Below are 25,518 nucleotides of genomic sequence, written 5' to 3'. Positions count from 1 at the left end.
TCAGAGCCTGCGAAGTCCACTGAGCACCCTTTCGAGCAGCGCGCGGTCGGGCCGGCCGGTGTCGTTCCCGGAGCCGTAGACGCGGATCTTTCCCTGGTCGGCCAAGTCGCTGAGCAGCACGCGGACCACGCCCAGCGGCATGCTCAACAGCGCGGAGATCTCGGCGACCGACCGCATGCGGCGGCACAGCTCGACGATCATCCGCATTTCCGGCATGACACGGTCGGCCCACCCGCCGGAGGTGAGCTCCCGCCGCTCCTCGGGGGCGTCGAGCGCCGCCACGAAGGTCTCGACGAGCAGCACATGGCCGAACCGGGTGCGGCCACCGGTCAGCGAGTACGGGCGTACACGGGCGGGTTTGCGGTCCCCGCCTCGGGTGGGCAGCTTGGGCGAGGAGGTCACTGGTCCCTCTCCATGGACTTGCGCAGTTCGCTGCGGAGTTCGGGGGTGAGCACGTGGCCGGCACGGCCGACGAACAGGGCCATGTGGTAGGCGACGACGCTCATGTCGCAGTCGGGGGTGGCGTGCACACCGAGCAGCGAACCGTCGCTGATCGACATGACGAAGAGGCTGCCCTCGTCCATCGCGACCATGGTCTGCTTGACGCTGCCGGCGTCCATCAGCCGGGCGGCGCCGGTGGTGAGGGCGCCGAGACCGGACACGATGGTGGCGAGGTCGGCACTCGATCCCCGGGGGCCTTCCCGCTGCTCGCCCGTCCGCTGCGCCGCGAGCCCCGGGTCGGAGGCGAGCAGCAGCAGACCGTCGGACGAGACGACCGCGACCGCGTGGACGCCGGGTACCTCGTCGACCAGATTGCTCAGCAGCCAGTGCAGGTTACGGGCCTCGTTGCTCCCGCCGTGACCCGTCGCCCGGTGCCCCGGGCCGGCCTTGGTATACGCGTTCAACCGCGTGCCTCCTCGACTGTGCCACCGTCGTCCTGGGCCCCCGTCTGGTGCTGTCCGGTTCGTTCCACGGTCTCGGCCTCGGCGTCGCGTCGGCCGTCGCGACTGCCCTGCTGGAATCCGCCGAGCCTGCGGCGCAGGGCATCGGCGTCGACGGAACCCTTGCGCTCCCGCTTGGGTCCCGTGGGCGCCACGGCCTTGGGCGTCCGCTTGGGCAGCCCCTTGTCCGTGACGCGCTCCCACTTCGGTGCCCGCTGCTCGGGCTCTTCCCCCTCCGCGGACGGCTGCTGCGCAGACTCCGCGGCGTCCTGTACCGGCTCCGCGGCCGGGGCCGCCCCGGCCGGGCCGTCGGCCCGCTCCCACTGGGCCGCCCGCGGGCCGGACTCCCGGCTCGCGTCGCCGGCCGCCGGAGCGTCCGCCGCCTGGGCCGCGTCCGCCGGGTCGGCCTGCTGCGGCACCCGGATCGACTGGGTCGGCTGGTCGAGCCGCCCGGTCGTCGCTTCGTCCTCGGTGCGGGCGTGCTCCTCGGACCCGGCGGCGTACGGGGCGTCCGGGGCGGTCCCGCCGACCGGCTCCTGATCCTGCTCCGGCTCCTGCTCCGACTGCGCTTCCGCGACGGCCCGTTCGGCCGCCGCCACCAGCGGGTCGTCGGAGGTCAGGGCCAGCGACGGGGCACCGGGCTCCCGGGGCTCCTCCTGCGCCGGCCGCTCGGTCTCCGACGGCTGCGGCGCCTCCGGAGACAGCGTGAGCGGGTCCGGCAGCGGGGTCTCGCCCGTCGGGGCGCCGTCCGGGTCCGGGCCGGACGGGGCTTCCGCGGCCTGCTCCGGAACGCTCCCGCCGGGCGCGGCCGGGGACTGCTGTGCGTCGGGCGCCGGGGCCGCGGGCTCCTGCGGCCCGGCGTCCGCCGCGGACCGCGCCGCGGGCAGGACGGCCGCACGGCGCGGCAGCGCGTTGGAGTTGGCCTCCGCGACCGAGCCCGGCAGGCTCACCGCGGGGGTGCCGCCCGGCTTCCCGGACGTCGAACCTCCGGCGGCGGTCGGCGCGGGACGGGTCGGGAGTATCGACTTGGGGAGGACGACCACGGCCGCCACCCCGCCCTGCTTCTGGTCGCGCAGCTGCACCCGGACGCCGTGCCGGGCCGCGAGCCGGGCCACCACGTAGAGCCCGAGCCCGAGCGCGTGGTCCTCGCCGGTGGCACCGGCGGCGTCGTGCGGATGCGGGTCGGCGAGCCGGGCGTTCAGCTCCGCCAGCCGCTCCTCGGTCATCCCGATGCCCTCGTCCTGGACGGAGAGCATGACCTCACCGCTCTCCATCAGCCAGCCGGAGAGCTCGACATCGGCGTCCGGCGGGGAGAACGCCGTGGCGTTCTCCAGCAGTTCCGCGACGAGGTGGCTGACGGCGTCGGCGGCGAAGCCCGCGATCCGGGCGTGCGGCGGGAGGGACTGGATCTGCACCCGCTCGTAGCGCTCGATCTCGCTGACGGCGGCGCGCAGCACGTCCAGCAGCGGCACCGGACCGCTGTGCCCGTTGCCGTACTCGGAACCGGCGAGGACCAGCAGGTTCTCGCTGTACCGCCGCATCCGGGTGGCCAGGTGGTCGAGCTTGAAGAGGGTGTCCAGCCGCTCCGGCTCCTGCTCCCGGTCCTCCAGCCCCTCGATCACGCCTAGCTGCCGCTCGACCAGGCCGAGGGTGCGCAGCGCGAGGTTGACGTGGCTGCCGTGGATCCGGTCCTGGATGCCGGCGAGCAGCTCGGTGAGCTCCTTCTGCTTGCCGAGCAGTTCCTCCCGCTGGTCGGCCAGGCGCTGCCGTTCGGCGACCAGCCGGGTGCGGTCGTCGCCGAGCTGCTCGGACCGGCCGTGCTGCCGGGCCGCGGCCTCCCGCAGCTCGTTGACGGCCGCGACGACCTCGGCGAACTCGTCGTTGCGGCCGGTGTAGCGCACCGGCTCCTCCGTGACCGGGTCGGCCGCGACCCGGCGGGCGCCGCGCCGCAGCGCGGACAGCGGCCGGGTCATGGAGCGGGCCGCCGACATGCTGATGCCGACCGCGAGCAGCAGGCAGACCACGCCCAGCGCGATCCGCGTCTCCAGCGCGGTGACGTCGTCGTCGCGCAGCTGGGCGAGCCGGCTGGTCCCGGTGGAGGTGAGGGCGGACTCCGCGGCCCGCATCCGGTCGACCCGGGCGGACAGGGCGGCGTCGACCCGGTTGCGGTTGAGCCGGACGTCCTGCGCGGAGAGCCGCGGCTGGTCGGTGAGCCGGGCCAGATAGGCCTCGGCGGTGCCGACCTCGGTGCCGTTGACGGTGCTGGTGTAGCGGTCGGCCGCGGCCTCGGGGGCCGTCTGGTCGAACTCGGCGAGCGCCGCCTGCTCCTGCACCCGGGCGCGCTGGCCGGCGGCGGCGAGCTGCGGCTGGCTGCCCCCGCCGGAGAGCGCGCCGAGGAGCAGCGCGCGGGTGGCCGAGGCCTGTTCGACAGCGCGGCCGAGGGCGGGCAGCGCCTCGGTGGAGCCGTCGGTGGCGCGCGGCGGTGTCCGGCGGGCCAGATCGGTGGAGACGCCGTGCAGCGCCTGGACGGCCTCGCTGTACGCGGTGAAGGTGCGCAGCGCGTCGCCCCGGCCGGAGAGCGCCTCCTGGCGCAGCTCGGGCAGGGCATCCAGGACGCGCCGCAGGTCGGCCGGGGCGTCCGGGCGGATCTCCGTCACCTGACGGTCGACCCGGGCGCGGCGGGTCTCGGAGACGGCCGCGGCGCCGGAGGAGTTGCTGCGGCGGGCCGCGACGAACTCCGTCATCACGTCCCGCTCGTCGGCGAGGGAATGGGCGAGCGCGACGGCCTGCCCGTTCAGTTCCGACAGGGTGACGAGCCGCTGGGACTCCGTCACGTCATGGGAAGGGCCGGCAATACCGGGGGCGGCCGCCGCGATGACGGCGACGCCCACCACGGCCACCGACGCGACCAGACGGTTGCGGACCCGCGCGGTGCGCTGCGGCGTGGGGTTCGCCCCGCCGCCCTCCGTGCCCTTCGGTCCACGATCTCTGCCCCGAGGCCACATCTTCTGCACCGGTGCTCGCAATCTGTACTCGTCCGCCCATGGCCGAGGTGACGACAGTTCACTGGCTGACCTGCTGCGCGCGGAGCGCGACGGGCGTCCACCCCCACCCCGAGGTACGAAATCGACCATTCCAGTACCGGTGTGGGCGAGGCATTCATCGCCCGGCTGGCCACCCGAACGAGTGAACATCACGACTGAGTTGAGGAACAACTCCTTCGACACCCTGTCTAACGGGTTCCGCGCGCGCCGGTTGGTAAAGACCGCGGGGGCCTGGCAAGATGCCCGCCCGCAGCACGCAGGAGCCCGTCGAATCCGGTGGAATCCCGGCAGCCGGGACACCGCCGGGGCGGTTCCCGCGCAGGTCAGAGCCGTTTGGCCGAAAGCGTGCGGACGTCCGGCAGACTGGCCGCATGCGCATCGACGTCACCACCGAACCCGGGGATCCCCAACACCCCAACGAGGACTACGCATCGGTGGCCCTACCAGCGTCGGGCCGAGGCGGTGCGCTCGTCCTGCTGGACGGGGTGACCCCACCGGAGGACGAGGCCGGATGCACGCACGGTGTTCCGTGGTTCACCGCCCGCCTCGGCGGTGCCCTGCTCGAACTGTCCGGTTCGCGGCGGGATATGACGCTGACATCCTGCCTCGCGGACGCCATCAGGCGCGCCGCGGACGCTCACTCCGGGGCGTGTGACCTTTCTCACGTCCGCACTCCGCAGGCCACCGTCGTGGCTGTGCGCTGGGACGACGCCGTGGTGGAGCACCTGGTGCTGTCGGACTCCGCGCTGCTGCTCGAAGCGGCGGACGGCACCGTCACCCCGGTCCTCGACGACCGCCTCCACCGACTCCCGGACTCCGTACGGGCGCTGGGCGCCACCGCGCGCTCCCTGCCGCGTGGTTCGGCGGAGCGGGCGGCGGCGCGTGCGGAGTACGGCCGCGCCGTCGAGTCCCTGCGCAACGCCACGGGCGGGTTCTTCACCGCCGCCGCCGATCCGGAGGTGGCCCAGCTGGCCGTGACCGGCAGCACGCCGCGGTCGGACGTCCGGGCGGTCGCCGCGCTGACGGACGGCGCGGCCCGCTGGACCGAGGTCTTCCACAAGGGCGACTGGGCGGCGTGCCTTTCGCTGCTGCGCGGGGCGGGAACCCGGGCGCTGGTCACCGCGGTACGGGAGGCGGAGGCCGCCGACCCGGAGGGCGAGGCGTACCCGCGGGGGAAGGCACGGGACGACGCGTCGGTGGTGTTCGCGGAGCTCTGACGGTGGGCCGGGGACGGCAGGCCGGACATTGCGGGGGCCGGCCGGTGGTTCTGCCGACAGGCCGGAGGTTGCGGTGGCCGACCGGAGGTTCTGACGGCAGGCCGGCTGCCCTGAGTGGACCGGAGGCCCGGCGACCCTGCGAGGGGCTGCCGGGCCTCCGTGCGGTGTGCGCGAGGGGCGTCAGGCCTTGACCGGCAGCGACACCAGCGCGCGGGACCGGAACGAGGTCCGCCACGGCAGTTCGTCCGCCGCACCTGCCAACGCCAGGTCCGGGAAGCGGCGCAGCAGAGTGTCCAGCGCGATGCCGATCTCCATGCGGGCCAGGGGCGCCCCGAGGCAGTAGTGGATGCCGTGCCCGAGGGAGAGATGGCCGGTGTCCTCGCGCCGGATGTCGAAGCGGTCCGGATCCGGGTAGCGGTCGGGGTCGCGGTTGGCGGAGGCCAGGCACAGCAGCACCGTGTCACCGGACGGGATATCCACGCCGCCGACGTCCATCGTCTCCAGCGGGAAGCGCCGGATGGCCATCTGGCCAGGCATGGCGAAGCGGTGGATCTCCTCGACCGCCCCGGGCAGCAGGCCGGGGTCGGCCCGGAGGGCTTCGAGTTGCCCGGGGTGTTCGAAGAGCGCCAGCAGACCGGCGCTGATGAGGTGCTGTGCGTTCTCGCTGCCTGCCATGAGGATGAGAAAGGCCAGGGAGACCAGTTCGTCCTCGCTGAGCCGGTCGCCCTCGTCGCGGACGGCGATGAGCTCGGAGAGCAGATTGCCGTCCGGCTCGGCACGGCGCAGCGCGACGAGGTCGGTCAGAAAGCGGTGGAGGAACTCGACGGCCTCGGCGATCTGGCGGGGGTGCTCCGGGGTGAACATCTCGGCGACGCGGTCCGCGAACGGCCGACGGTCCGCCTCGGGTACGCCGAGGAGGTCGCCGATGACGGCCAGCGGCAGCGGCAGGGAGTAGTCGGCCACGATGTCGGCCGAGCCGTCCTTCTCGATGCGCTGCGCCAGGCCGTCGGCGAGCCGGTCGGCAGTGGCCTGGACGCGCTCGCGCAGTGCCTCGACGGACCGGGGTGTGAAGCCCTTGGAAATGAGCCGGCGCAGGCGGAGGTGGTGGTCGGGGTCGATGTTGAGGAGATTGGCGTCCAGCGCCGGGGGCAGCGAGAAGCCCTTGTACCCCTCCCCCGAATCGTCCTTGTTCACCGACAGCCGGGGGTCGGCGAGACCGGCCCGGACGTCCGCCTCGCGGGTGACGAGCCAGACCGGCGACCCGTCGGGGAGGGCGATGCGGTGCACGGGGTGCTCGGCACGGAGGCGGGCGTACAGCGGGTAGGGGTCCTTCAGGCACGCGGTGTCGAAGGGCTGGGGCAGGGCCTCGCGCTCGGCGGAGGTCTCCGTCGTCATGGTGAGCTCCCTTTTTCGGAACTGCGGGGGCGCTCCCCGGTAGTTGCCCGTCGGTTGCTACTCGTCGGTTTCGCTTTCCACGTTCAGACGGTTGAGCAACCTGGCCAGTTCCGCGATCTCGCCGCTGTCCCAGGTGGCGAGCTTCCGGACGTACCGCGCACGGCGGGCTTTGCGGACGGCGGAGAAACGGGTGCGGCCCTCGTCGGTGAGCGCCACGAGGGAGGCCCGGCCGTCGGCGGGGTCCGGTTCCCGGACCACCAGACCGAGGTCCTCCAGGGCCCGCAGCTGACGGCTCATCGTCGCCTTGCCGACGCCGAAGTAGCCCGCGAGATCGGTGGCCCGCTGCGCTCCGGCGTCCTCCAGCCGGACGAGCAGCCCGTAGGCGGCCGGTTCGAGGTCGGGGTGGACCGCGCGGGCCATCTCGCCGGAGGAGGCCCGGGCGCGGCGCAGGAAGACCGCCAACTCCCGTTCCAGCGCGAGAAAGGCCTGGTCCCCGCCGTCGGTGCGGTCGGCTCCGGCCGTCTCCTCGGGGCCGCCGGCCCCAGTGTTGTGCACGTCAGCACCCTCTCCGGCTGTCCTCTGCGGGGTTCTCCCCGGCGGCGGCTGGTGCCGCTCTCCCCAGTATTTCTCAGAAGCGGCAGGGACTGTCATCTGCCCCTTCGGGCCTGGCACCGCCGCCGGGCGGCGCCTCTGCGGGCTTTGGCGCAGCGGGAGCGCACGGCGGGGCGGGCCGGAGGCACGCGAACGGCCGGGCGGCCTGGTGTTCCCGGGCCGCCCGGCCGCCGCGGTGGTGGTGGTGGTGGTCGTGGTGGCGTAGGTGCGTGCGCCGGTCCGGAGCCGTTACGCGGCCGCCCGCACCGGGGCCGCCGTGGACTCCAGGGCCAGCTCCATGACCTGACGGACGTCGGAGACGGGGTGGACGTCCAGCTTCTCCAGGATCTCGGCGGGCACATCGTCGAGGTCGGCCTCGTTCCGCTTGGGGATCACCACGGTGGTGACGCCCGCCCGGTGCGCGGCCAGCAGCTTCTGCTTCACGCCGCCGACGGGCAGCACCCGTCCGGTCAGCGACACCTCGCCGGTCATCGCCACGTCGTCGCGGACCCGCCGGCCGGACAGCAGCGAGGCGAGCGCGGTGGTCATGGTGATGCCCGCGCTCGGCCCGTCCTTGGGCACCGCACCGGCCGGTACGTGCAGGTGCACGCCCCGCTCCTTCAGGTCGCCGACGGGGAGTTCCAGCTCCGCGCCGTGCGAGCGCAGGAAGGAGAGCGCGATCCGCGCCGACTCCTTCATGACGTCACCGAGCTGCCCGGTGAGCGTCAGCCCGCTGCCCCCGGTCTCCGGGTCGGCGAGCGAGGCCTCGACGAAGAGGACGTCGCCGCCCGCCCCGGTGACCGCGAGTCCGGTCGCCACGCCGGGCACCGCGGTGCGCCGCTCGCCCGGGTCCTGGGCGGACTCCGGCACGTGGTGCGGGCGTCCGACGAGCGGCCGCAGGCCGTCCGGGCCGACGGTCAGCGGCAGTTCCTGCTCGCCGAGCTCATGCCGGGCCGCGACCTTGCGCAGCAGCCGGGCGACGGCCCGCTCCAGGTTCCGTACGCCCGCCTCGCGGGTGTACTCCCCCGCCAGCCGGCGCAGCGCCTCGTCCTCCAGCACCACCTCGCCGGGCTCCAGGCCCGCCCGCTCCAGCTGGCGCGGGAGCAGGTGGTCGCGGGCGATGACGACCTTCTCGTCCTCGGTGTAGCCGTCCAGCCGGACCAGTTCCATCCGGTCGAGCAGCGCCTCCGGGATCGCCTCCAGGACGTTGGCGGTGGCCAGGAAGACCACGTCCGACAGGTCGAGCTCGACCTCCAGGTAGTGGTCCCGGAAGGTGTGGTTCTGGGCCGGGTCGAGGACTTCGAGCAGGGCGGCGGCCGGGTCGCCCCGGAAGTCGGACCCCACCTTGTCGATCTCGTCGAGCAGCACCACCGGGTTCATGGACCCGGCCTCCTTCACGGCGCGGACGATCCGGCCGGGCAGCGCGCCGACGTAGGTGCGCCGGTGGCCGCGGATCTCCGCCTCGTCCCGGACGCCGCCGAGCGCGACCCGGACGAACTTCCGGCCCATCGCGCGGGCGACACTTTCCCCGAGCGAGGTCTTTCCCACGCCGGGAGGCCCGACGAGGGCGAGGACGGCACCGCCGCGGCGGCCGCCGACGACGCCCAGCCCGCGGTCGGTGCGCCGCTTGCGCACGGCCAGGTACTCGGTGATGCGCTCCTTCACATCGTCGAGGCCGGCGTGGTCGGCGTCGAGGACGGCCTTGGCGCCGGGTATGTCGTACGCGTCCTCGGTCCGCTCGTTCCACGGCAGTTCCAGCACGGTGTCGAGCCAGGTGCGGATCCAGCCGCCCTCGGGGCTCTGGTCGGAGGACCGCTCCAGCTTGTCGACCTCCTTGAGGGCCGCCTCGCGCACCTTCTCCGGGAGGTCGGCGGCCTCGACCCGGGCCCGGTAGTCGTCGGACTCGTCGTCCGGGTCGCCGCTCAGCTCGGAGAGCTCCTTGCGGACGGCCTCCAGCTGGCGCCGCAGCAGGAACTCCCGCTGCTGCTTGTCGACGCCCTCCTGGACGTCCTTGGCGATGGACTCGGCGACGTCCTGCTCGGCGAGGTGCTCGCCGAGCCAGCCGACGGCCAGCCGGAGGCGGGCCACCGGGTCGGTGGTCTCCAGCAGCTGCACCCGCTGCCGCACGGTCAGGAACGGCGAGTAGCCGGCGTTGTCGGCGAGCTGGGAGACGTCGTCGATCTGCTGCACCCGGTCCACCACCTGCCAGGCGCCGCGCTTGCGCAGCCAGCTGGTGGCGAGGGCCTTGTACTCCTTCATCAGATCGGTGACCGAGCCCGGCAGCCCCTCGCCGTCGGGGCCGGTGGGGGTGACCTCCTCGACCCGGGTGCCCTCGATCCAGAGAGCGGCGCCGGGCCCGGTGGTCCCGGCCCCCACGCGCACCCGGCTGACGCCGCGGATGAGCGCGCCGGGGTCGCCGTCGGAAAGCCGGCCGACCTGTTCGACGGCGCCGAGCGTGCCGATCCCGGCGTAGGTGCCGTCGACCCGTGGGACCAGCAGCACCTGTGGTTTGCCGCCCTCGGACCGCGCGGCGGCCTGCGCGGCCTCCACCGCGGCCCGCACCTCGGTGTCGGACAGGTCCAGCGGCACCACCATTCCGGGCAGCACGACCTCGTCGTCGAGCGGCAGTACGGGCAGGGTGAGCGGTGTGGACGTCGAAGCCATGATCTCCCCTTCGGCAGTCAAGTTGAGCGCTAATGACTCAATGCCGGGAGGGGGCGGGATGTTCCCCCGGGGGCGTTCGCTGTGAGCGATCGGTCGCCGGGCGTGCCCGACAGGGGTAACCGACGCGCGGCGCAACATCTTCCGTCCGGTCCGCCCGCCCAGGGCTGCACACGGCACCGGCCGGGAGCGCGACAGCGGCGGCGCACACCAAAGGGGACACGTGTCAAAGGGGCACGAGGTAACACACCGTGCAGTGACCATCACCACAATCGATGTATTCAGCACGAATCCGTCGCCCTTCCCCATAGATTGGTCCGAGCCGAACAGGTCTCGAACATTCGGGACCAACAGGCCTTATACACAGGGGGATTCATGCGCATGACCATGCCGAGCAAGCGGAAGCGAGCGATGGTCGGAGCCGTCGCCGTGCTGGCCCTCGCCGTTCCCGCGGCGAGCGCCGTGGCGGCCGAGATCAGCGGCAGCCGGCTTCCGTTCTCCGTGGCCACCGCGGGCAACAAGGAGGACGGTGACCGCTGGAAGGGCAAGAGCAGCGGCCACGCCAAGGCGTGCGGCGACGTCCCGGTCAATGACACCAGGACGTTCAGCGCGTACATCTATGAGGACCGCAGCTTCCGCCCCGACCCGAAGATAGCCAGCACCTCGCGCAGCTACCGCTCGGGTTACGGCTGTGGCTCGTACAAGGGCACCAGCACCAGCACCAAGTACTACACCCAGGCCACATGGGCCGGCATTCCCGGCAGCCGCGCCTACGGCTACGTGAACGCCCAGAACTGATCAGGAACGCGGTGTCACTTCTCAACAGCGCCGCCGCGACCGGCTCCGAGCCGGTCGCGGCGGTCGCCGACGTCTCCATGCGCTACGGCTCGCTGACCGCGCTGGACCAGGTCTCGCTGGAGTTCCCACCCGGGGTCACCGGCCTGCTCGGTCCCAACGGCGCGGGCAAGAGCACCCTGCTCTCCCTGCTGAGCACCGCACGCAGACCCGCCGACGGCACCGTGACCCTGCTCGGGGAGCAGGCCACCAAGGGCGCCGGCGTGCGGCGCCTCCGTCGGCGGATCGGTGTCCTCCCCCAGCACTTCGGCTTCTACCCGCGCTTCACCGTGCTCGAGTTCACCGAGTACGCCGCATGGCTGCGCAAGGTCCCCGCGGCCGGCCGCCGCGAGGCCGCCCGGGAGGCGCTGCGGCACGTGCAGATGGACCGCCATGCCGACCGCAGGATGAGCGAACTCTCCGGCGGCATGCTGCGGCGCGTCGGCATCGCCCAGGCCATGGTCAACAAGCCGGCGCTGGTCCTCCTGGACGAGCCGACCGTCGGACTCGACCCCGCCCAGCGCGTCGGGTTCCGCAGCTTGATCCGGGGACTCGGTGAGCAGTCGGCCGTCGTCATGAGCACCCATCTCGCCGAGGACGTGGCACACGTGTGCGACCGGGTCGCGGTGCTCCTGGAGGGCACGGTCCGCTTCACCGGCACGGTGTCCGAGCTCTGTGCCCTCCCGCACGGGGACGGCAGCGCGGACGACGCGCCCGAGGTGGACGGCGGATCGGTGGAGGCCGGATACCTGCATCTCGCCGGGGCGGAGGCGGTGGGGCCGTGATCCGCATTCTGACGACCGAGATGTGGCGAGGCGAGGCCAAGTGGGTGGCCGCCCTGATGACGGCCGTCGGCGCCTGGTACTTCGCCTCCGAGGACCCTGCACAGAGCGACTGGATCGGCTGGTGGACCCAGACCAGCATGAACGTCCAGCTCTTCGGTGTGATCGTGATGGGCTCGGTGATGAGCGGCGTCGCCGCCTGGGGAGCCGGCCGCGACCACCGGCACCGCACCCTGGACTGGGCCGACACCGCCGCACGCAGCGGCTGGACCCGGAACCTGGTGCTCTGGCTCGCCTCCTGGCTGTGGTCGCTGCTGGCCTACGCGGTCTTCACGGCCATCGCCTTCTCGCGCACCGCCGCCATCAGCGACGTCAGCTCACCGGCGTGGACCCCGCTGCTGCTCGGCGCGTCCATGCTGGGGCTGCAGGTCGCCGTCGGGGTGGCCTTCGGCGCGCTGCTGCCGTCCAGGGTGCTCGCCCCCTTCGTGGGCATCGCCTGGTACGGCCTCTTCGTCGGGCTCGCCTTCGCCCCGAAGCACTGGCTGAACCACCTCTTCCCCGCCATCGACGAGCACTGGGACACCACCTTCACTCCCAGCACCGGCCGACTGCTCACCGCCGCCGTGTGGTGTCTGGCCGCGGGCCTCTGCGCGCTCGCGGTTCCCGCCCTGAAGAGGCGGTCGGCGCTCGGCCGCCAAGCTCCCGCGCTGATCGCCCTGACCGTCGTCGCCGCCACTGCGGGCACCGCTCTCGTCGTCCTCCCGCCTCCGGCACGCGACTCCTTCTGGGCGAAGCCCGCGCCGCAGCCCGCGCGTCCCGTCTGCGCCACCAGCGGGCGCACCACGGCGTGCCTGTGGCCCGACGACCGCCACCTCCTCCCCCGGGTGAACGCGGCGGTGAAACGGCTCGACTCCGGACTGGGGAAACTCTCGGGATTCAACCGCGCCTTCTACGCCACCGGTCTGGACCTGCCGGGAGGCCGTACCGCGGAGTTGCCGCTGAACTCCCCCTCCGAAAGCGAAAGCGACCTCGCCGACTCCCTGTTCAGTGCCGCGCTGCCGCAGCCGGCAGGCGACTGCGAGCCCCACATGCTGAAGTCGATCGGCGGCTACCCGGACACCTTCCTGTTCGAAGCGGCGGTACGCGCCCGGGCCGGGGCGCCGAGCGAGTACTACGGCGACCGGTTCGGGAAGGCCCTCGAAAGGATCACCAAGGCGCCGTCCGCCGAACGCGACGCCTGGATCGAGGGCGCCGCGGCACGGATCCGCAGCTGCCGGCCCGTCCCTTCGGTCCCGCGGTGAATGCCGCCGTCGCCGTCGCGCGCAGCCGGGGTCTGCCCCGGGCAGCCGGGATCTGCCTCGTCCTGGCCTTGCTGGCGAGCGGGTTCGTGGGGCAACGGCTCGCGGTGCCCGAGCTGCGCTACCTGTCCGACTTCAGCGTGCCGGTGGCGGAGCTGGTGCCCATCGCCCACGCGGTGCTCCTCGCGACCACGCTCTTCTCCCCGATGGCGGACCTCGAGTGGACGGCGGCGCAGCCCATGCGCCGCCACCGCGCGGTCCATCTGCTGACGCTGCTGGTGCTGGCGGTGGGGCTGTGCGCTCTTCCCCTGGCAGCCGGGGCGCCGGTACCGGTGTTCGCCGCCGCGGTGCGCAACGCCGTGGGCTATCTCGGGCTCGGCATGATCAGTGCGCGGCTCTTCGGGAGCGGGCTGGCCTGGCTGCTGCCACTGGGCATGTTCGGGCCCACCCTGTTCCTCGGCGTGGGGCCGGACAACACTCCCGAAGCCTGGGCCTGGTCCATCCAACCGGCCCACGACGTCCCGGCCGGGGTGGCCGCGGCCGCTCTGTGGGCCGTGGGACTGTTGCTGGCCGCCACGGGTTCCCCCCGCCGCACGGAGCGGGCCGAGCAGCAGTGACCGCCAGCGGCTGAAACCGGCTCGCGCCCGCCCCCGGAGAGCTCTACGCCCCCGGAGAGCGGCGGAACGGTCCGGACTCCGGGGCGGGCGCCCCGAGCGGCATCCCGGTACGGCGTGGGCCCGGCCCGCCGCGGCCGGGGCGGCATCAGCGGCCGCGGAGAACGGGCCGAGAGCCGACGGGTCCCGGCGCGGGGCGAGGTGGCCGCGGCCGGGAACGGGTGACACCCGCGCGCCTACCGGGCCGCCCCGTCCCGGCCGGACGCGGCCGCCCGCGGCGCCGTCCCGGGAACGCACGGCCGGACCTCGGCGGCATTCCGCTCCTCCTCCCACCCGCGCACCACCGGCCAGCAGGCGACCCCGGTCAGCAGGGCCAGCAGGTGTCCCCAGTTGCTGAGCGGGCTGGCGAGTTCGGCCAGGTCCTGGGCGAGCGCCACCCCGGCGACGCTCAGCACCGCCCAGCGCAGCCGGGGCCGCAGGAGTCCCGCGAGCGCGCCGAGGCCGCCGAGCACGCCGAAGCTGATGCCGTAGTCCAGCCGGTGGAGCGAGCTCTCCGGAAGCCGGCCGGCGGCGACCGCGAACGCGACCGGCACCTCGGTGAGCAGGGTGGCCAGGACGTGGCCGAAGAGGAAGACGGCCACGGTGCGCGGCGCGCCGAGCCGTCGTTCCAGCGCGGTGAGCACGAGCAGGAAGCAGGCCGGGTACGGGGAGAGCGCCGGGCCCGCGATCCACAGCGCGCTGGCGACGAGGACCAGGAGCGGGTGGTGCGCCAGATGCTCGACGTCGGTGCTGGACTCCCGGAGCAGCCGGTGGACCAGGTCCGGGTCGGCCCGGTCCGCGAAGACCGAGGTGCCGGTGAGTACCAGGGCGTAGCAGAAGGTGAAGGGGGTGCCGGCCGGCGTCGGCAGCCACCGCAGCAGCCGTCCAGCCCGGTCCGCGGGCACCCGCCCCGGCCGCCGGCGCCCCCATCGGTCGGCCGGGAGCACCTTGTGCAGGAGTCGCCCCCTCCGGTCCGCGGGCGGCGGGTGCAGCAGGCAGCGCCCCGTCCGGTCCGCGTCCGGGCCGGGCGGAGTGCTCGCGTCCTCCGGGCCCACCCGCTCACGGCCGAAGCCCCCGCACCTCACATCTATGAGATACCTCACGCCGGACAACCGGGAGGCGCCGGAAATCGTCCGCCCCCGGCAGCACCGGGCCGCTCGCTACGCTGATGGGTGCATCCGGGTGACCCGGCGGCGCACGCGGCGCCGGGAGCAGGCCGGCGGCGGGCCACTCCGCCCGTCCCGGACGACCCGGCGCCGAGCAGCCCGCAGCGAGAGGATCTGTCAGCCATGCCCCTGCCGATGCCGACGACACCGACCGAGGGCGACACCGGGCCGGTCACGGTCGACCGCCGGGAGGGCCCGTACGGCGAGGTGGTGCTGCGCCGCCGCGGCGGCCACTTCGAGATCATCGCCAACGGCTGCTTCCTGATGGACACCTCCGACGGGCGCTCCGAACGGCTGCTGATCGACGCCGCGCTCACCGCCCTGCCCGACGGCCGCCCGTCGCCCACGGTGCTCATCGGGGGCCTCGGCGTGGGGTTCTCCCTGGTCAGGGCCGCCGAGGAGCCCCGCTGGGGGCGCATCCGGGTCGTCGAGCGCGAGCCGGCGGTGATCGACTGGCACCGCGCGGGACCGCTGGCGCGGATCTCCGCTCCGGCGCTCGCGGACCCGCGCACCGAGATCCTCCGCGCCGACCTCGTCGGCCATGTGCGCGGCACCGACGGGCCCGCCGACCGGTACGACGCGCTGTGCCTGGACATCGACAACGGGCCCGACTGGACGGTCACCGAGGACAACGACGGTCTCTACGGACCGTCGGGCCTGGCGGCCTGCCGGGAGCGTCTGACGCCGGGCGGGGTGCTCGCGGTGTGGTCGGCCCGGCCCTCCGCGGCGTTCGAGGACGCACTGCGCAATGCCGGGTTCGTGAAGGTACGGACCGAAGAGATCCCGGTTGCCCGCGGCGTCCCGGACGCCGTTCATCTCGCGATTCGCCCTGCGTAGCCGCGGCCCGCACGCTGCCCGTACCCTGCTCCAAGCAGCGACCGGGGCCGAATGCGGCACGGGGAAACCTCGCAGGGGCAGGGACGATGGAGCAGACACACAACGGCGCGCTCGGCGGCGCGACGCCCACTCCGGGCGCCCAGCGCCGGATCCTCGTGGTCGAGGACGATGCGACCATCGTGGACGCCATCGCGGTCCGGCTGCGCGCCGAGGGATTCCAGGTGCAGACGGCCATGGACGGCCCCGCCGCCGTGGACACCGCCGAGGCCTGGCAACCCGATCTGCTGGTCCTCGACGTGATGCTGCCCGGCTTCGACGGGCTGGAGGTGTGCCGCCGGGTGCAGGCGGCACGGCCGGTGCCGGTGCTGATGCTCACCGCGCGGGACGACGAGACCGACATGCTGGTGGGCCTCGGGGTCGGCGCGGACGACTACATGACGAAGCCCTTCTCCATGCGGGAGCTGGCCGCCCGGGTGCACGTCCTGCTGCGCCGGGTGGAGCGGGCCACACAGGCCGCGACCACCCCGCGGACCGGGATCCTGCGCTTCGGCGAGCTGGAGATCGACCACGCGCAGCGCCGGGTGCGGGTCCGGGGCGAGGACGTGCACCTCACCCCGACCGAGTTCGACCTGCTGGTGTGCCTGGCCAACACCCCGCGCGCGGTGCTCTCCCGGGAGCAGCTGCTGGCCGAGGTGTGGGACTGGGCGGACGCCTCCGGCACCAGAACCGTCGACAGCCACATCAAGGCGCTGCGGCGCAAGATCGGCGCGGAGCGGATCCGCACCGTGCACGGTGTGGGCTACGCGCTCGAGACCCCGGCCGCCCCGGCGCCGTGAACAGGCGCCCGCCGGACCCGACGCGGCCCGGCCCGCTGCACCGGCTGTGGGAGGCGCTGCGGCCGCTGGACCCCTACCGCTCGGTCAAGGCCGCCCTGGGAGCCCTGGTCATCGCCTCGGTGACCATCACCACCCTGCTGGTCTTCGTCTCCATCCACACGGCGACCGAGCTCCGGATCGTCACCATCTTCTCCATCATCGCCACCATGCTGATCACGCAGTTCGTGGCGCACGGCCTGACCTCGCCGCTGGACGAGATGAAGACGGTCGCCCGGGCGATGGCGGGCGGCGACTACACCCGGCGGGTCCGCGAGGGGCGCCGGGACGAGCTGGGCGACCTGGCCGAGACCTTCAACCACATGGCCGCCGACCTGGAGGCGGTGGACCGGCACCGCAAGGAGCTGGTCGCCAACGTCTCGCACGAGCTGCGCACCCCCATAGCGGGCCTGCGGGCGGTGCTGGAGAACGTCGTCGACGGGGTGTCCGAGGCCGATCCGGAGACGATGCGCACCGCGCTGCGGCAGACCGAGCGCCTGGGGCGCCTGGTGGAGACCCTGCTGGACCTGTCCCGGCTGGACAACGGCGTGGTGCCGCTGCGGACCCGGCGCTTCGAGGTGTGGCCCTACCTCTCGGGTGTGCTGAAGGAGGCCAACATGGCCGCCGCCGCCCGGGGCCAGAAGCAGACCCGGGCCGATGTCCATCTGCATCTGGACGTCACGCCGCCGGAGCTGGCCGCGCACGCGGACGCGGAGCGGCTGCACCAGGTGGTGGCCAATCTGGTCGACAACGCCGTCAAGCACAGCCCGCCGCACGGCCGGGTCACCCTGCGGGCCCGGCGCGGCTCCGAGGGGCCGGGCAGCCTGGTCCTGGAGGTCCTGGACGAGGGCCCCGGCATCCCGGCGTCCGAGCGGCACCGGATCTTCGAGCGCTTCAACCGGGGCAGCGTCTCCACCCCGCACGGCCCGGGCAGCGACGGCGGTACGGGGCTGGGCCTGGCCATCGCGCGCTGGGCGGTGGATCTGCACGGCGGCAGCATCGGGGTGGCCGAATCCCCGCGCGGCTGCCGGATCCGGGTCACTCTGCCGGGCAACGCGACGACACAGGGTTGACGTAGGGTCGAACGGGAAGTGGAGGAACGGGGCCGGTCACCGGCCCCGGGACGTCCGCACCGACGGACCCGCCCGGCGGACCCGCCACCGAGGACGTGGCCGGGGCCCGGGAGCGGCGCCGCGGAAGCACCCCGTCCGGGCTTGTTGCCCGCGCCGGGTGATCAGGCGTACCCGTTCGGGCACGAACCCACGGTGTTTCCCGCCAAAACATGCGCCGAAACCCGCCGATCAGTGTGACTTGCGCGACGACTGACCGGCCCGGCCTGCAACCACGGGCCGGAGGGGCGTAGCCTTTATTTCCGCTGTCCACCACCTTAGGAAGCGGAAGAGGGCGGTTGCCGCCGTGTCGCCACAGTCCCCCAATACCTCGAGCATCTCGACAGACGAAGACGGGCAGGGGAAGAACCCCGCGGCCGCCTTCGGTCCCAACGAGTGGCTCGTCGACGAGATCTACCAGCAGTACCTCCAGGACCCGAACTCGGTCGACCGAGCCTGGTGGGACTTCTTCGCCGACTACAAGCCCGGTCAGGACACCGGTTCCGCGGTGGCCGCGCCGCCGCAGGCGAAGCCCGGGGCCCCGGTCCCGTCGCCGAAGCCGGAGGCCGCCACCGCCGCCCCCGCGGCCAAGGACGCGGCCGCGCCGGCCGCTCCCCCGGCGGCGAAGCCCGCCGCCAAGCCCGCCGAGGCGAAGCCCGCCGCGCCGGCCAGGCCCGCGGACGCCAAGCCGGCCGCCAAGGCCGCCGACGCGAAGCCCGCCGCCAAGGCCGCCGCCCCGGCGCCGTCCGGAGCCGAGTTCGTGCCGCTCCGCGGCCCCTCCGCGGCCGTCGCGAAGAACATGAACGCCTCCCTGGAGCTGCCGACGGCCACGTCCGTCCGCGCGGTCCCGGTGAAGCTGCTGTTCGACAACCGCATCGTCATCAACAACCACCTCAAGCGCGCCCGCGGCGGCAAGGTGTCCTTCACGCACCTCATCGGCTACGCCATGGTGCAGGCGCTGAAGGCGATGCCGTCGATGAACCACTCCTTCGCGGAGAAGGACGGCAAGCCGACGCTGGTCAAGCCCGAGCACGTCAACCTCGGCCTCGCCATCGACCTGGTGAAGCCGAACGGTGACCGTCAGCTCGTCGTCGCGGCGATCAAGAAGGCCGAGACGCTCAACTTCTTCGAGTTCTGGCAGGCGTACGAGGACATCGTCCGCCGGGCCCGGAACAACAAGCTGACGATGGAGGACTTCACCGGGGTCACCGCGTCGCTGACCAACCCCGGCGGCATCGGCACCGTGCACTCCGTGCCGCGGCTGATGCCCGGCCAGGGCCTCATCATCGGCGTCGGCTCCATGGATTACCCGGCCGAGTTCCAGGGCACCTCGCAGGACACCCTGAACAAGCTGGGCGTCGCCAAGGTCATGACGCTGACCAGCACGTACGACCACCGCGTGATCCAGGGCGCCGCCTCCGGCGAGTTCCTGCGGATCATGAACCAGCTGCTGCTCGGCGAGAACGGCTTCTTCGACGAGATCTTCAAGTCGCTGCGGATCCCGTACGAGCCGGTCCGCTGGATGCGGGACATCGACGTCACCCACGACGACGACGTCACCAAGGCCGCGCGGGTCTTCGACCTGATCCACTCCTACCGGGTCCGCGGCCACGTCATGGCCGACACCGACCCGCTGGAGTACAAGCAGCGCAAGCACCCCGACCTGGACATCGTCGAGCACGGCCTCACCCTGTGGGACCTGGAGCGCGAGTTCGCGGTCGGCGGCTTCGCCGGCAAGTCCATGCTCAAGCTGCGGGACATCCTCGGTGTGCTGCGCGACTCGTACTGCCGCACCACCGGCATCGAGTTCATGCACATCCAGGACCCGAAGCAGCGCAAGTGGATCCAGGACCGCGTGGAGCGCCCGCACACCAAGCCGGAGCGCGAGGAGCAGCTGCGGATCCTGCGCCGGCTGAACGCCGCGGAGGCCTTCGAGACCTTCCTGCAGACGAAGTACGTCGGCCAGAAGCGCTTCTCGCTGGAGGGCGGCGAGTCCGTCATCCCGCTGCTCGACGCGGTGATCGACTCGGCGGCGGAGTCGCGGCTGGACGAGGCCGTCATCGGCATGGCCCACCGCGGCCGGCTGAACGTCCTCGCCAACATCGTGGGCAAGTCGTACGCGCAGATCTTCCGGGAGTTCGAGGGCAACCTCGACCCGAAGTCGATGCACGGCTCCGGGGACGTGAAGTACCACCTGGGCGCCGAGGGCACCTTCACCGGTCTGGACGGCGAGCAGATCAAGGTCTCGCTCACCGCCAACCCCTCCCACCTGGAGGCCGTGGACCCGGTCGTCGAGGGTGTCGCCCGCGCCAAGCAGGACATCATCGGCAAGGCCGGCACGGACTTCACCGTCCTGCCGATCCAGCTCCACGGCGACGCGGCCTTCGCGGGCCAGGGCGTGGTCGCGGAGACGCTGAACATGTCGCAGCTGCGCGGCTACCGCACCGGCGGCACCGTGCACATCGTGATCAACAACCAGGTCGGCTTCACCGCCGCCCCGGCCGCCTCCCGCTCGTCGATGTACTGCACCGACGTGGCGCGGATGATCGAGGCGCCGATCTTCCATGTGAACGGTGACGACCCGGAGGCCGTGGTCCGCGTCGCGCGGCTCGCCTTCGAGTTCCGCCAGGCGTTCAACAAGGACGTCGTCATCGACCTCATCTGCTACCGCCGCCGCGGTCACAACGAGGCCGACAACCCGCAGTTCACCCAGCCGCTGATGTACGACCTGATCGACAAGAAGCGCTCGGTGCGCAAGCTCTACACCGAGTCCCTGATCGGCCGGGGCGACATCACGCTGGAGGAGGCCGAGCAGGCGCTCCAGGACTACCAGGGCCAGCTGGAGAAGGTCTTCACCGAGGTCCGGGAGGCCACGTCGGCCCCGGCTCCGGCGGAGATCCCCGAGGCCCAGCCGGAGTTCCCGGTCGCCGTGACCACCGGGATCTCCCAGGAGGTCGTCAAGCGGATCGCCGAGTCCCAGGTCACCATCCCCGAGCGGATCACCGTGCACCCGCGGCTGATGCCGCAGCTGCAGCGCCGCGCGGCGATGGTCGAGGACGGCACGATCGACTGGGCGATGGGCGAGACCCTGGCCATCGGCTCGCTGCTGATGGAGGGCACCCCGGTCCGGCTGTCCGGCCAGGACTCCCGCCGCGGCACCTTCGGCCAGCGGCACGCGGTGCTCGTCGACCGGGAGACCGGCGACGACTACACCCCGCTGCTGTACCTGTCCGAGGACCAGGCCCGGTACAACGTCTACGACTCGCTGCTCAGCGAGTACGCGGCGATGGGCTTCGAGTACGGCTACTCGCTGGCCCGCCCGGAGGCCCTGGTGCTCTGGGAGGCGCAGTTCGGTGACTTCGTCAACGGCGCCCAGACCGTCGTGGACGAGTTCATCTCCTCGGCCGAGCAGAAGTGGGGCCAGACCTCCGGCGTCACCCTGCTGCTGCCGCACGGCTACGAGGGCCAGGGCCCGGACCACTCCTCGGCCCGGATCGAGCGCTTCCTGCAGATCTGCGCGCAGAACAGCATGACGGTCGCGATGCCGACGCTGCCGTCGAACTACTTCCACCTGCTGCGCTGGCAGGTCCACAACCCGCACCACAAGCCGCTGGTCGTCTTCACCCCGAAGTCGATGCTCCGGCTCAAGGCGGCGGCGTCGAAGGCCGAGGAGTTCACCAGCGGCGGCTTCCGCCCGGTGATCGGCGACGACACCGTCGACCCGGCCGCCGTCCGCAAGGTCGTCTTCACCTCCGGCAAGGTGTACTACGACATCGCGGCGGAGCGGGAGAAGCGCGGCGCGACGGACACCGCCGTCGTCCGGCTGGAGCGGCTCTACCCGCTGCCGGGCAAGGAGCTCCAGGCGGAGATGGCGAAGTTCCCGGGCGCGGAGAAGTTCGTGTGGGCCCAGGAGGAGCCGGCGAACCAGGGTGCCTGGCCGTTCATCGCGCTCAACCTGATCGACCACCTGGATCTGGCGGTCGGCGCCGATGTGCCGCACAAGGAGCGTCTGGTCCGGGTCTCCCGGCCGCACTCCTCCTCCCCGGCCGTCGGTTCGGCCAAGCGCCACCAGGCGGAGCAGCAGGCCCTGGTCGACGAGGTCTTCGACATCTGACCCACGGCTGGCAGTACGCCACGGCACGGAGGGCCCGGCACCGCGGATGCGCGGTGCCGGGCCCTCCGGCGTGACCGGCCCGGGCACCCCGGCCCGGGCCGCCCCCGGGCAGTCGCTCCGCACCGCCCCCGCACGCCCCTCCCCGACCGGGCCCACCCCGGCCGGGGCACCTCGGCGCCCGCATAACCTGGGGCGCAAGCACTCACCGACCTGGAGCAGCACTGTGTACTTCACCGACCGCGGTATCGAGGAGCTGGAGAGCCGGCGGGGCGAGGAGGAGGTCTCCTTCGCCTGGGTCGCCGAGCGGCTGCGCGAATTCGTCGATCTGAACCCGGACTTCGAGGTCCCGGTGGAGCGGCTGGCGACCTGGCTCGCCCGGCTGGACGACGAGGACGAAGAGTAGGCCGGACGCCGGTCCGCGGGCCGGACGCGGACGCCACAGCCGACCCTGCGCTGGCACAGGGGCCGAGTACCGGCGCCGGGGCCGGGCTCCGGCGCCGTATCGCGTCCGTCCGGCAGCCTGCCCGTATCGCGACTTACGCGTCCCGGCTGCACGCGTCCCCGGCTGCCTCCCTTGACTTCCCATATCCGCGATATATCGTGTTCAGCGAGGGAACGCGATATGTTGCGTCGCGTTCCGCCCGGAGGAGGTCAGGGATGTCAGCCCGTTCCGAGTGGTCCATCGACGAGCCGCGCACGCTCGCCCTCGACGAGCCCGTCGGCTCCGTCACCGTGCGCATCGTGGGCGGCACGGTCAATGTCGTCGGCACGGACAGCGGGGAGCCCGCCCGGCTGGAGATCGCGGAGCTCGACGGGCCCCCGCTCACCGTCACCCAGAAGGGGAGCGTCCTGACCGTCACCTACGACGACCTGACCCGGAAGGGTCTGTTCGCCTGGCTCGACCGCAGGACCTGGCGCGACCGCAAGCGCTGGAACCGGCGCGCCGTCGTGTCGGTCACCGTTCCGGCCGGTTCCGGTGTCGAGGTGGGGGTCGTCGGCGCGGCGTCGTTCGTCTCCGGCGTCTCCGGGCGTACGGAGCTGCGGAGCGTCTCCGGTGACAGCACCGTCGTCGGGCTCACCGGACCCGTCCGGGCGGAGACGGTCAGCGGCCGGCTGGAGGCCCAGGCGGTCACCGGCGACCTGCACTTCCAGTCGGTCTCCGGCGACCTCACCGTGCTCGACGGCTCCGGCACCTCGGTGACGGCGGAGACGGTCAGCGGCAACCTCGCGCTGGACCTCGCCCCCGCCGGCGCGGGCCCGGACATCCGCCTGACGACCGTCTCCGGCGAGGTGGCGATCCGGCTGCCGCACCCCGCCGACGCGACGGTCACCGCCAACACCACCAGTGGCGCGCTCTCCAACGCGTTCGACGATCTGCGGGTCACCGGCCAGTGGGGCGCGAAGCGCATCACCGGAACCCTCGGTGCCGGTACCGGCACCCTCACCGCCGCGACCGTCTCGGGCGCCATCGCTCTCCTCCGCCGGCCGGCGGAGGAGGACGCCGGAGCGCCTGTCGGGGCCGGCGGCCCGCGTCCCGACGACGCCGCGCCCGCCGACTCCGACGGCTCGGGCGCACCGGCCCGCCCCACCGACAAGAAGGTGCTCTGACATGCCCCCCGTCTTCGCCCACGGCCGGCTGCGGCTCTATCTCCTCAAGCTGCTGGACGAGGCGCCGCGCCACGGCTACGAGGTGATCCGTCTGCTGGAGGAGCGCTTCCAGGGGCTGTACGCGCCGTCCGCCGGCACCGTGTACCCCCGCCTGGCGAAGCTGGAGGCCGAGGGCCTGGTCACCCACACCACCGAGGGCGGCCGCAAGGTGTACTCGATCACCGACGCCGGGCGTGCGGAACTCGCCGGCCGGCAGGGGGAACTCGCCGAGCTGGAGCTGGAGATCCGCGATTCGGTGGCCGAACTCGCCGCCGAGATCCGGCAGGACGTCAGCGCCTCGGCCGGCGACCTCCGCCGGGAGATGCGCGCCGCCGCCCGCGACGCCCGGACGTCCGGACGGAGCCACGAGGCGCCCCGGGGCGACAGCGACGCCTGGCGGCAGGCCAAGGAGGACTTGCGCCGGGCCAAGGACGAGTGGAAGGAACAGGCCCGCCGGGCCAGGGAGGAGAGCCGCCGGGCGCAGCAGGACGCCCAACAGGCCCGCGAGCAGGCGAAGGACGCGCGGGCGGAGGCGCACGAGGAGGTCCGGCGGATCGCACGTCAGGTCCAGGACCAGGTGCAGTCGCACGCCCGGACCGGGGACTGGCAGGGCGCGCTGCGCGAGGGGATGACGGAGCTGACCCGTCAGGTCGGGACGCTCGGCGGACTGGCCGAGCGGGTCACCGCCTGGCCCGGGTACATCCGGCCCGAGCCGGCCGGCCCCACCCCGGAGTGGGCCGACGATCCGGCCGCGCCGTCCGCCGACCCGGCCCGAGACCTGGAGCGTCTCCTGGACCGCTTCCGGGACGAGGTCCGCGATCTCGCCCGCGACCACGGCGTCAGCGAGGACCAGTTGCGGGAGGCCCGGCGCCATCTGTCCACGGCGGCGGCGCACCTGGCGGCGCTGCTGCACGGCCCGGAGGACCGGCAGTCCGCGGAGTGACCCCCGGGCCCGGCCGCCGGGCGAGGAGGAGGAATCCGCCCCGCCCGGCCGGGTCCGTGACGCGCACCGGGCGGCGCCCGGGGGGGCGCACCGGACGGCGCGGCGCGTGGTGTCACACGGCGCGCGGTGTCACACCGTCAGAACAACCTTGCCGAAGAGGTCTCCGCCGGCCATCTTCTCGAAGCCCTCGCGGGCCCGGTCCAGCGGCAGCACGCTGTCGATGACGGGCCGTACGCCGGTGGCCGCGCAGAAGCTGAGCAGGTCCTCCAGCTCGCCCTTGTCGCCCATGGTGGAGCCCACGACCTTCAGCTCCAGGAAGAAGATCCGGTTGAGCTCGGCGGACTTCGGGCTGGGCCCGGAGGTGGCGCCGGAGATGACCAGCGTGCCGCCCGGCCGCAACGACTTGACGGAGTGGGACCAGGTCGCGGCGCCCACCGTCTCGATCACCGCGTCCACCCGCTGCGGCAGCCGCGCGCCGGGCTCGAAGGCCTCGACCGCGCCCAGTTCGACGGCGCGCTTGCGCTTGGCCTCGTCCCGGCTGGTGGCGTAGACGCGGAGTCCGGCGGCCCGGCCGAGGGCGATCGCGGCCGTGGCCACTCCGCCGCCCGCGCCCTGGACCAGGACCGAGTCACCGGGCCGGACGGCCGCGTTGGTGAACAGCATCCGGTACGCGGTCAGCCAGGCCGTCGGCAGGCAGGCGGCCTCCTCGAAGGACAGCTCCTTCGGCTTGGGCAGGACGTTCCAGGCGGGGACGGTGACCTGTTCGGCGAAGGTGCCCTGGTAGCGCTCGGTCAGGATGGAGCGCGGCTCGTCCGGGCCCACGCCGTGGCCGGTCTGTCCGATCACGGAGTGGATGACCACCTCGTTCCCGTCCTCGTCGGTCCCCGCGGCGTCACAGCCGAGGATCATCGGCAGGGACTCCTCCCCGAGACCGACGCCCCGCAGCGACCAGAGGTCGTGGTGGTTGAGCGAGGCGGCCTTGACGTTGACGGTCGTCCAGCCGGGGCGGGCCGCAGGCGCGGGGCGGTCCCCCAGCACGAGCCCGTTGAGCGGCTGGTCACGGTCGATGCGAGCGGCGTAGGCGGCGAACATGACCTTGACCCTAGGCCGCGGGCGGGACGGGGCGGAACCACGGACCGGTGTGACGTTGCTCCGAACGGTGGCACGGACGCCGGACGAGGTCCGGGCGTGGGGGCCGTCCGGCACCGGGCAGGGAACGGCGCACGGGGAGCGGCCGACGGACGGACGGCGCCGACCGCGGACGGGCCGGCGGCCGACGGGCCCCGGGCAGCCGAGGGGTGACGGGGCGGCACCGCACCGGCCCGCACGGCCACCACTCCCGGAAACGACCGCGGGGGGGGGGGGGGGGGGGGGGGGGGGGGGGGGGGGGGGGGGGGGGGGGGGGGGGGGGGGG

Annotated in this window: 20 protein-coding genes; 12 read left to right on the top strand and 8 right to left on the bottom strand. The window is 73.3% G+C overall.

Translation table 11 applies throughout. From position 1 onward, the window contains the following. Genes AC3EQ1_RS14835 through AC3EQ1_RS14825 form a run of 3 tightly spaced genes read right to left on the bottom strand, consistent with a single transcriptional unit; the run spans position 1 to position 3,946 of the window. Positions 1-402 carry a DUF742 domain-containing protein gene (locus AC3EQ1_RS14835; protein ID WP_351509983.1) on the bottom strand — a complete coding sequence of 134 codons (402 nt, stop codon included), beginning with the start codon at positions 400-402 and terminating at the stop codon, positions 1-3. Continuing rightward, the gene (locus AC3EQ1_RS14830; protein WP_432094779.1) at positions 399-905 is read right to left on the bottom strand and encodes a roadblock/LC7 domain-containing protein; all 507 of its coding nucleotides are present in this window, start codon (positions 903-905) and stop codon (positions 399-401) included. Before AC3EQ1_RS14830 ends, AC3EQ1_RS14835 begins: the two co-directional genes overlap by 4 nt. Further along, positions 902-3,946: a sensor histidine kinase gene (locus AC3EQ1_RS14825; RefSeq protein WP_432094846.1), complete on the bottom strand. Its 3,045-nt coding sequence runs from the start codon at positions 3,944-3,946 to the stop codon at positions 902-904. The genes AC3EQ1_RS14830 and AC3EQ1_RS14825 overlap by 4 nt, the downstream gene beginning before the upstream one ends. Positions 3,947-4,356: 410 nt before the next feature. Between AC3EQ1_RS14825 and AC3EQ1_RS14820 the strand changes: the two genes are divergently transcribed. Continuing rightward, positions 4,357-5,202, top strand: coding sequence for a hypothetical protein (locus AC3EQ1_RS14820; RefSeq protein WP_432094778.1), 846 nt, complete (start codon positions 4,357-4,359; stop codon positions 5,200-5,202). 180 nt (positions 5,203-5,382) lie between these two features. Here AC3EQ1_RS14820 and AC3EQ1_RS14815 read toward each other — a convergent pair whose 3' ends face one another. The 3 genes from AC3EQ1_RS14815 to lon all read right to left on the bottom strand — a co-directional run bounded on the left by AC3EQ1_RS14815 (position 5,383) and on the right by lon (position 9,852). Then, entirely contained in the window at positions 5,383-6,597 is a 1,215-nt protein-coding gene (locus AC3EQ1_RS14815) for a cytochrome P450 family protein (protein ID WP_432094777.1), read from the bottom strand. A 57-nt stretch (positions 6,598-6,654) separates the two neighbouring features. Further along, positions 6,655-7,152, bottom strand: a complete 498-nt coding sequence (locus AC3EQ1_RS14810) for a MarR family winged helix-turn-helix transcriptional regulator (RefSeq protein WP_351509991.1) — start codon at positions 7,150-7,152, stop codon at positions 6,655-6,657. Positions 7,153-7,437: 285 nt separating this feature from the next. Next, complete coding sequence (gene lon, locus AC3EQ1_RS14805) at positions 7,438-9,852, bottom strand: endopeptidase La (RefSeq protein WP_432094776.1); 2,415 nt, start codon at positions 9,850-9,852, stop codon at positions 7,438-7,440. A gap of 378 nt (positions 9,853-10,230) precedes the next feature. On the opposite strand from lon, the gene AC3EQ1_RS14800 reads away from it, so the two are divergent. From AC3EQ1_RS14800 to AC3EQ1_RS14785, 4 genes are read left to right on the top strand one after another with little or no spacing between them, the layout of a single operon-like run. Further along, positions 10,231-10,647: a hypothetical protein gene (locus AC3EQ1_RS14800; RefSeq protein ID WP_432094775.1), complete on the top strand. Its 417-nt coding sequence runs from the start codon at positions 10,231-10,233 to the stop codon at positions 10,645-10,647. An 11-nt stretch (positions 10,648-10,658) separates the two neighbouring features. Then, a complete protein-coding gene (locus AC3EQ1_RS14795; protein ID WP_432094774.1) occupies positions 10,659-11,468 on the top strand; it encodes an ATP-binding cassette domain-containing protein in 810 nt (269 codons plus the stop codon). Then, positions 11,465-12,766, top strand: coding sequence for a hypothetical protein (locus AC3EQ1_RS14790; protein WP_432094773.1), 1,302 nt, complete (start codon positions 11,465-11,467; stop codon positions 12,764-12,766). Before AC3EQ1_RS14795 ends, AC3EQ1_RS14790 begins: the two co-directional genes overlap by 4 nt. After that, complete coding sequence (locus AC3EQ1_RS14785; RefSeq protein WP_432094772.1) at positions 12,763-13,380, top strand: hypothetical protein; 618 nt, start codon at positions 12,763-12,765, stop codon at positions 13,378-13,380. The genes AC3EQ1_RS14790 and AC3EQ1_RS14785 overlap by 4 nt, the downstream gene beginning before the upstream one ends. A 233-nt stretch (positions 13,381-13,613) precedes the next feature. On the opposite strand, the gene AC3EQ1_RS14780 is transcribed toward AC3EQ1_RS14785, so the two are convergent. Continuing rightward, positions 13,614-14,519 carry a rhomboid-like protein gene (locus AC3EQ1_RS14780; RefSeq protein ID WP_432094771.1) on the bottom strand — a complete coding sequence of 302 codons (906 nt, stop codon included), beginning with the start codon at positions 14,517-14,519 and terminating at the stop codon, positions 13,614-13,616. Positions 14,520-14,705: 186 nt separating this feature from the next. Here AC3EQ1_RS14780 and AC3EQ1_RS14775 point away from each other — a divergent pair, with 186 nt between their 5' ends. The 7 genes from AC3EQ1_RS14775 to AC3EQ1_RS14745 all read left to right on the top strand — a co-directional run bounded on the left by AC3EQ1_RS14775 (position 14,706) and on the right by AC3EQ1_RS14745 (position 24,104). After that, entirely contained in the window at positions 14,706-15,419 is a 714-nt protein-coding gene (locus tag AC3EQ1_RS14775) for a spermidine synthase family protein (RefSeq protein WP_432094770.1), read from the top strand. 86 nt (positions 15,420-15,505) lie between these two features. Then, complete coding sequence (locus AC3EQ1_RS14770) at positions 15,506-16,255, top strand: response regulator transcription factor (RefSeq protein ID WP_351510005.1); 750 nt, start codon at positions 15,506-15,508, stop codon at positions 16,253-16,255. Continuing rightward, the gene (locus tag AC3EQ1_RS14765) at positions 16,252-17,364 is read left to right on the top strand and encodes a HAMP domain-containing sensor histidine kinase (RefSeq protein WP_432094769.1); all 1,113 of its coding nucleotides are present in this window, start codon (positions 16,252-16,254) and stop codon (positions 17,362-17,364) included. Before AC3EQ1_RS14770 ends, AC3EQ1_RS14765 begins: the two co-directional genes overlap by 4 nt. Positions 17,365-17,707: 343 nt before the next feature. Then, positions 17,708-21,514, top strand: coding sequence for a multifunctional oxoglutarate decarboxylase/oxoglutarate dehydrogenase thiamine pyrophosphate-binding subunit/dihydrolipoyllysine-residue succinyltransferase subunit (locus tag AC3EQ1_RS14760; RefSeq protein WP_432094768.1), 3,807 nt, complete (start codon positions 17,708-17,710; stop codon positions 21,512-21,514). 223 nt (positions 21,515-21,737) lie between these two features. Continuing rightward, positions 21,738-21,917 carry a DUF6104 family protein gene (locus AC3EQ1_RS14755; RefSeq protein ID WP_432094767.1) on the top strand — a complete coding sequence of 60 codons (180 nt, stop codon included), beginning with the start codon at positions 21,738-21,740 and terminating at the stop codon, positions 21,915-21,917. A gap of 254 nt (positions 21,918-22,171) precedes the next feature. Then, positions 22,172-23,122 (top strand): DUF4097 family beta strand repeat-containing protein, encoded by a 951-nt coding sequence (locus tag AC3EQ1_RS14750; RefSeq protein WP_432094766.1) that lies wholly within the window; start codon positions 22,172-22,174, stop codon positions 23,120-23,122. Position 23,123: 1 nt separating this feature from the next. Further along, a complete protein-coding gene (locus AC3EQ1_RS14745; RefSeq protein WP_432094765.1) occupies positions 23,124-24,104 on the top strand; it encodes a PadR family transcriptional regulator in 981 nt (326 codons plus the stop codon). Between the two features lie 129 nt (positions 24,105-24,233). Here the strand turns inward: AC3EQ1_RS14745 and AC3EQ1_RS14740 are convergent, their stop codons facing one another. Continuing rightward, the gene (locus tag AC3EQ1_RS14740; RefSeq protein ID WP_432094764.1) at positions 24,234-25,196 is read right to left on the bottom strand and encodes a zinc-binding dehydrogenase; all 963 of its coding nucleotides are present in this window, start codon (positions 25,194-25,196) and stop codon (positions 24,234-24,236) included. Positions 25,197-25,518: the final 322 nt, after the last annotated feature.

This window comes from Streptomyces sp. bgisy100 (genome assembly GCF_057709105.1).
Note: the sequence above shows the minus strand (reverse complement) of the source record. Positions and strands in the feature narration are given on the sequence as shown.

What these genes read in the sequence shown, in the direction of transcription:
- AC3EQ1_RS14800 (WP_432094775.1), top strand. Translation starts at nt 10,231, where the DNA reads ATGACCATGCCGAGCAAGCGGAAGCGAGCGATGGTCGGAGCCGTCGCC.
- AC3EQ1_RS14750 (WP_432094766.1), top strand. Translation starts at nt 22,172, where the DNA reads ATGTCAGCCCGTTCCGAGTGGTCCATCGACGAGCCGCGCACGCTCGCC.
- AC3EQ1_RS14770 (WP_351510005.1), top strand. Translation starts at nt 15,506, where the DNA reads ATGGAGCAGACACACAACGGCGCGCTCGGCGGCGCGACGCCCACTCCG.
- AC3EQ1_RS14815 (WP_432094777.1), bottom strand. Translation starts at nt 6,597, where the DNA reads ATGACGACGGAGACCTCCGCCGAGCGCGAGGCCCTGCCCCAGCCCTTC.
- AC3EQ1_RS14740 (WP_432094764.1), bottom strand. Translation starts at nt 25,196, where the DNA reads ATGTTCGCCGCCTACGCCGCTCGCATCGACCGTGACCAGCCGCTCAAC.
- AC3EQ1_RS14825 (WP_432094846.1), bottom strand. Translation starts at nt 3,946, where the DNA reads ATGTGGCCTCGGGGCAGAGATCGTGGACCGAAGGGCACGGAGGGCGGC.
- AC3EQ1_RS14820 (WP_432094778.1), top strand. Translation starts at nt 4,357, where the DNA reads ATGCGCATCGACGTCACCACCGAACCCGGGGATCCCCAACACCCCAAC.
- lon (WP_432094776.1), bottom strand. Translation starts at nt 9,852, where the DNA reads ATGGCTTCGACGTCCACACCGCTCACCCTGCCCGTACTGCCGCTCGAC.
- AC3EQ1_RS14745 (WP_432094765.1), top strand. Translation starts at nt 23,124, where the DNA reads ATGCCCCCCGTCTTCGCCCACGGCCGGCTGCGGCTCTATCTCCTCAAG.
- AC3EQ1_RS14775 (WP_432094770.1), top strand. Translation starts at nt 14,706, where the DNA reads ATGCCCCTGCCGATGCCGACGACACCGACCGAGGGCGACACCGGGCCG.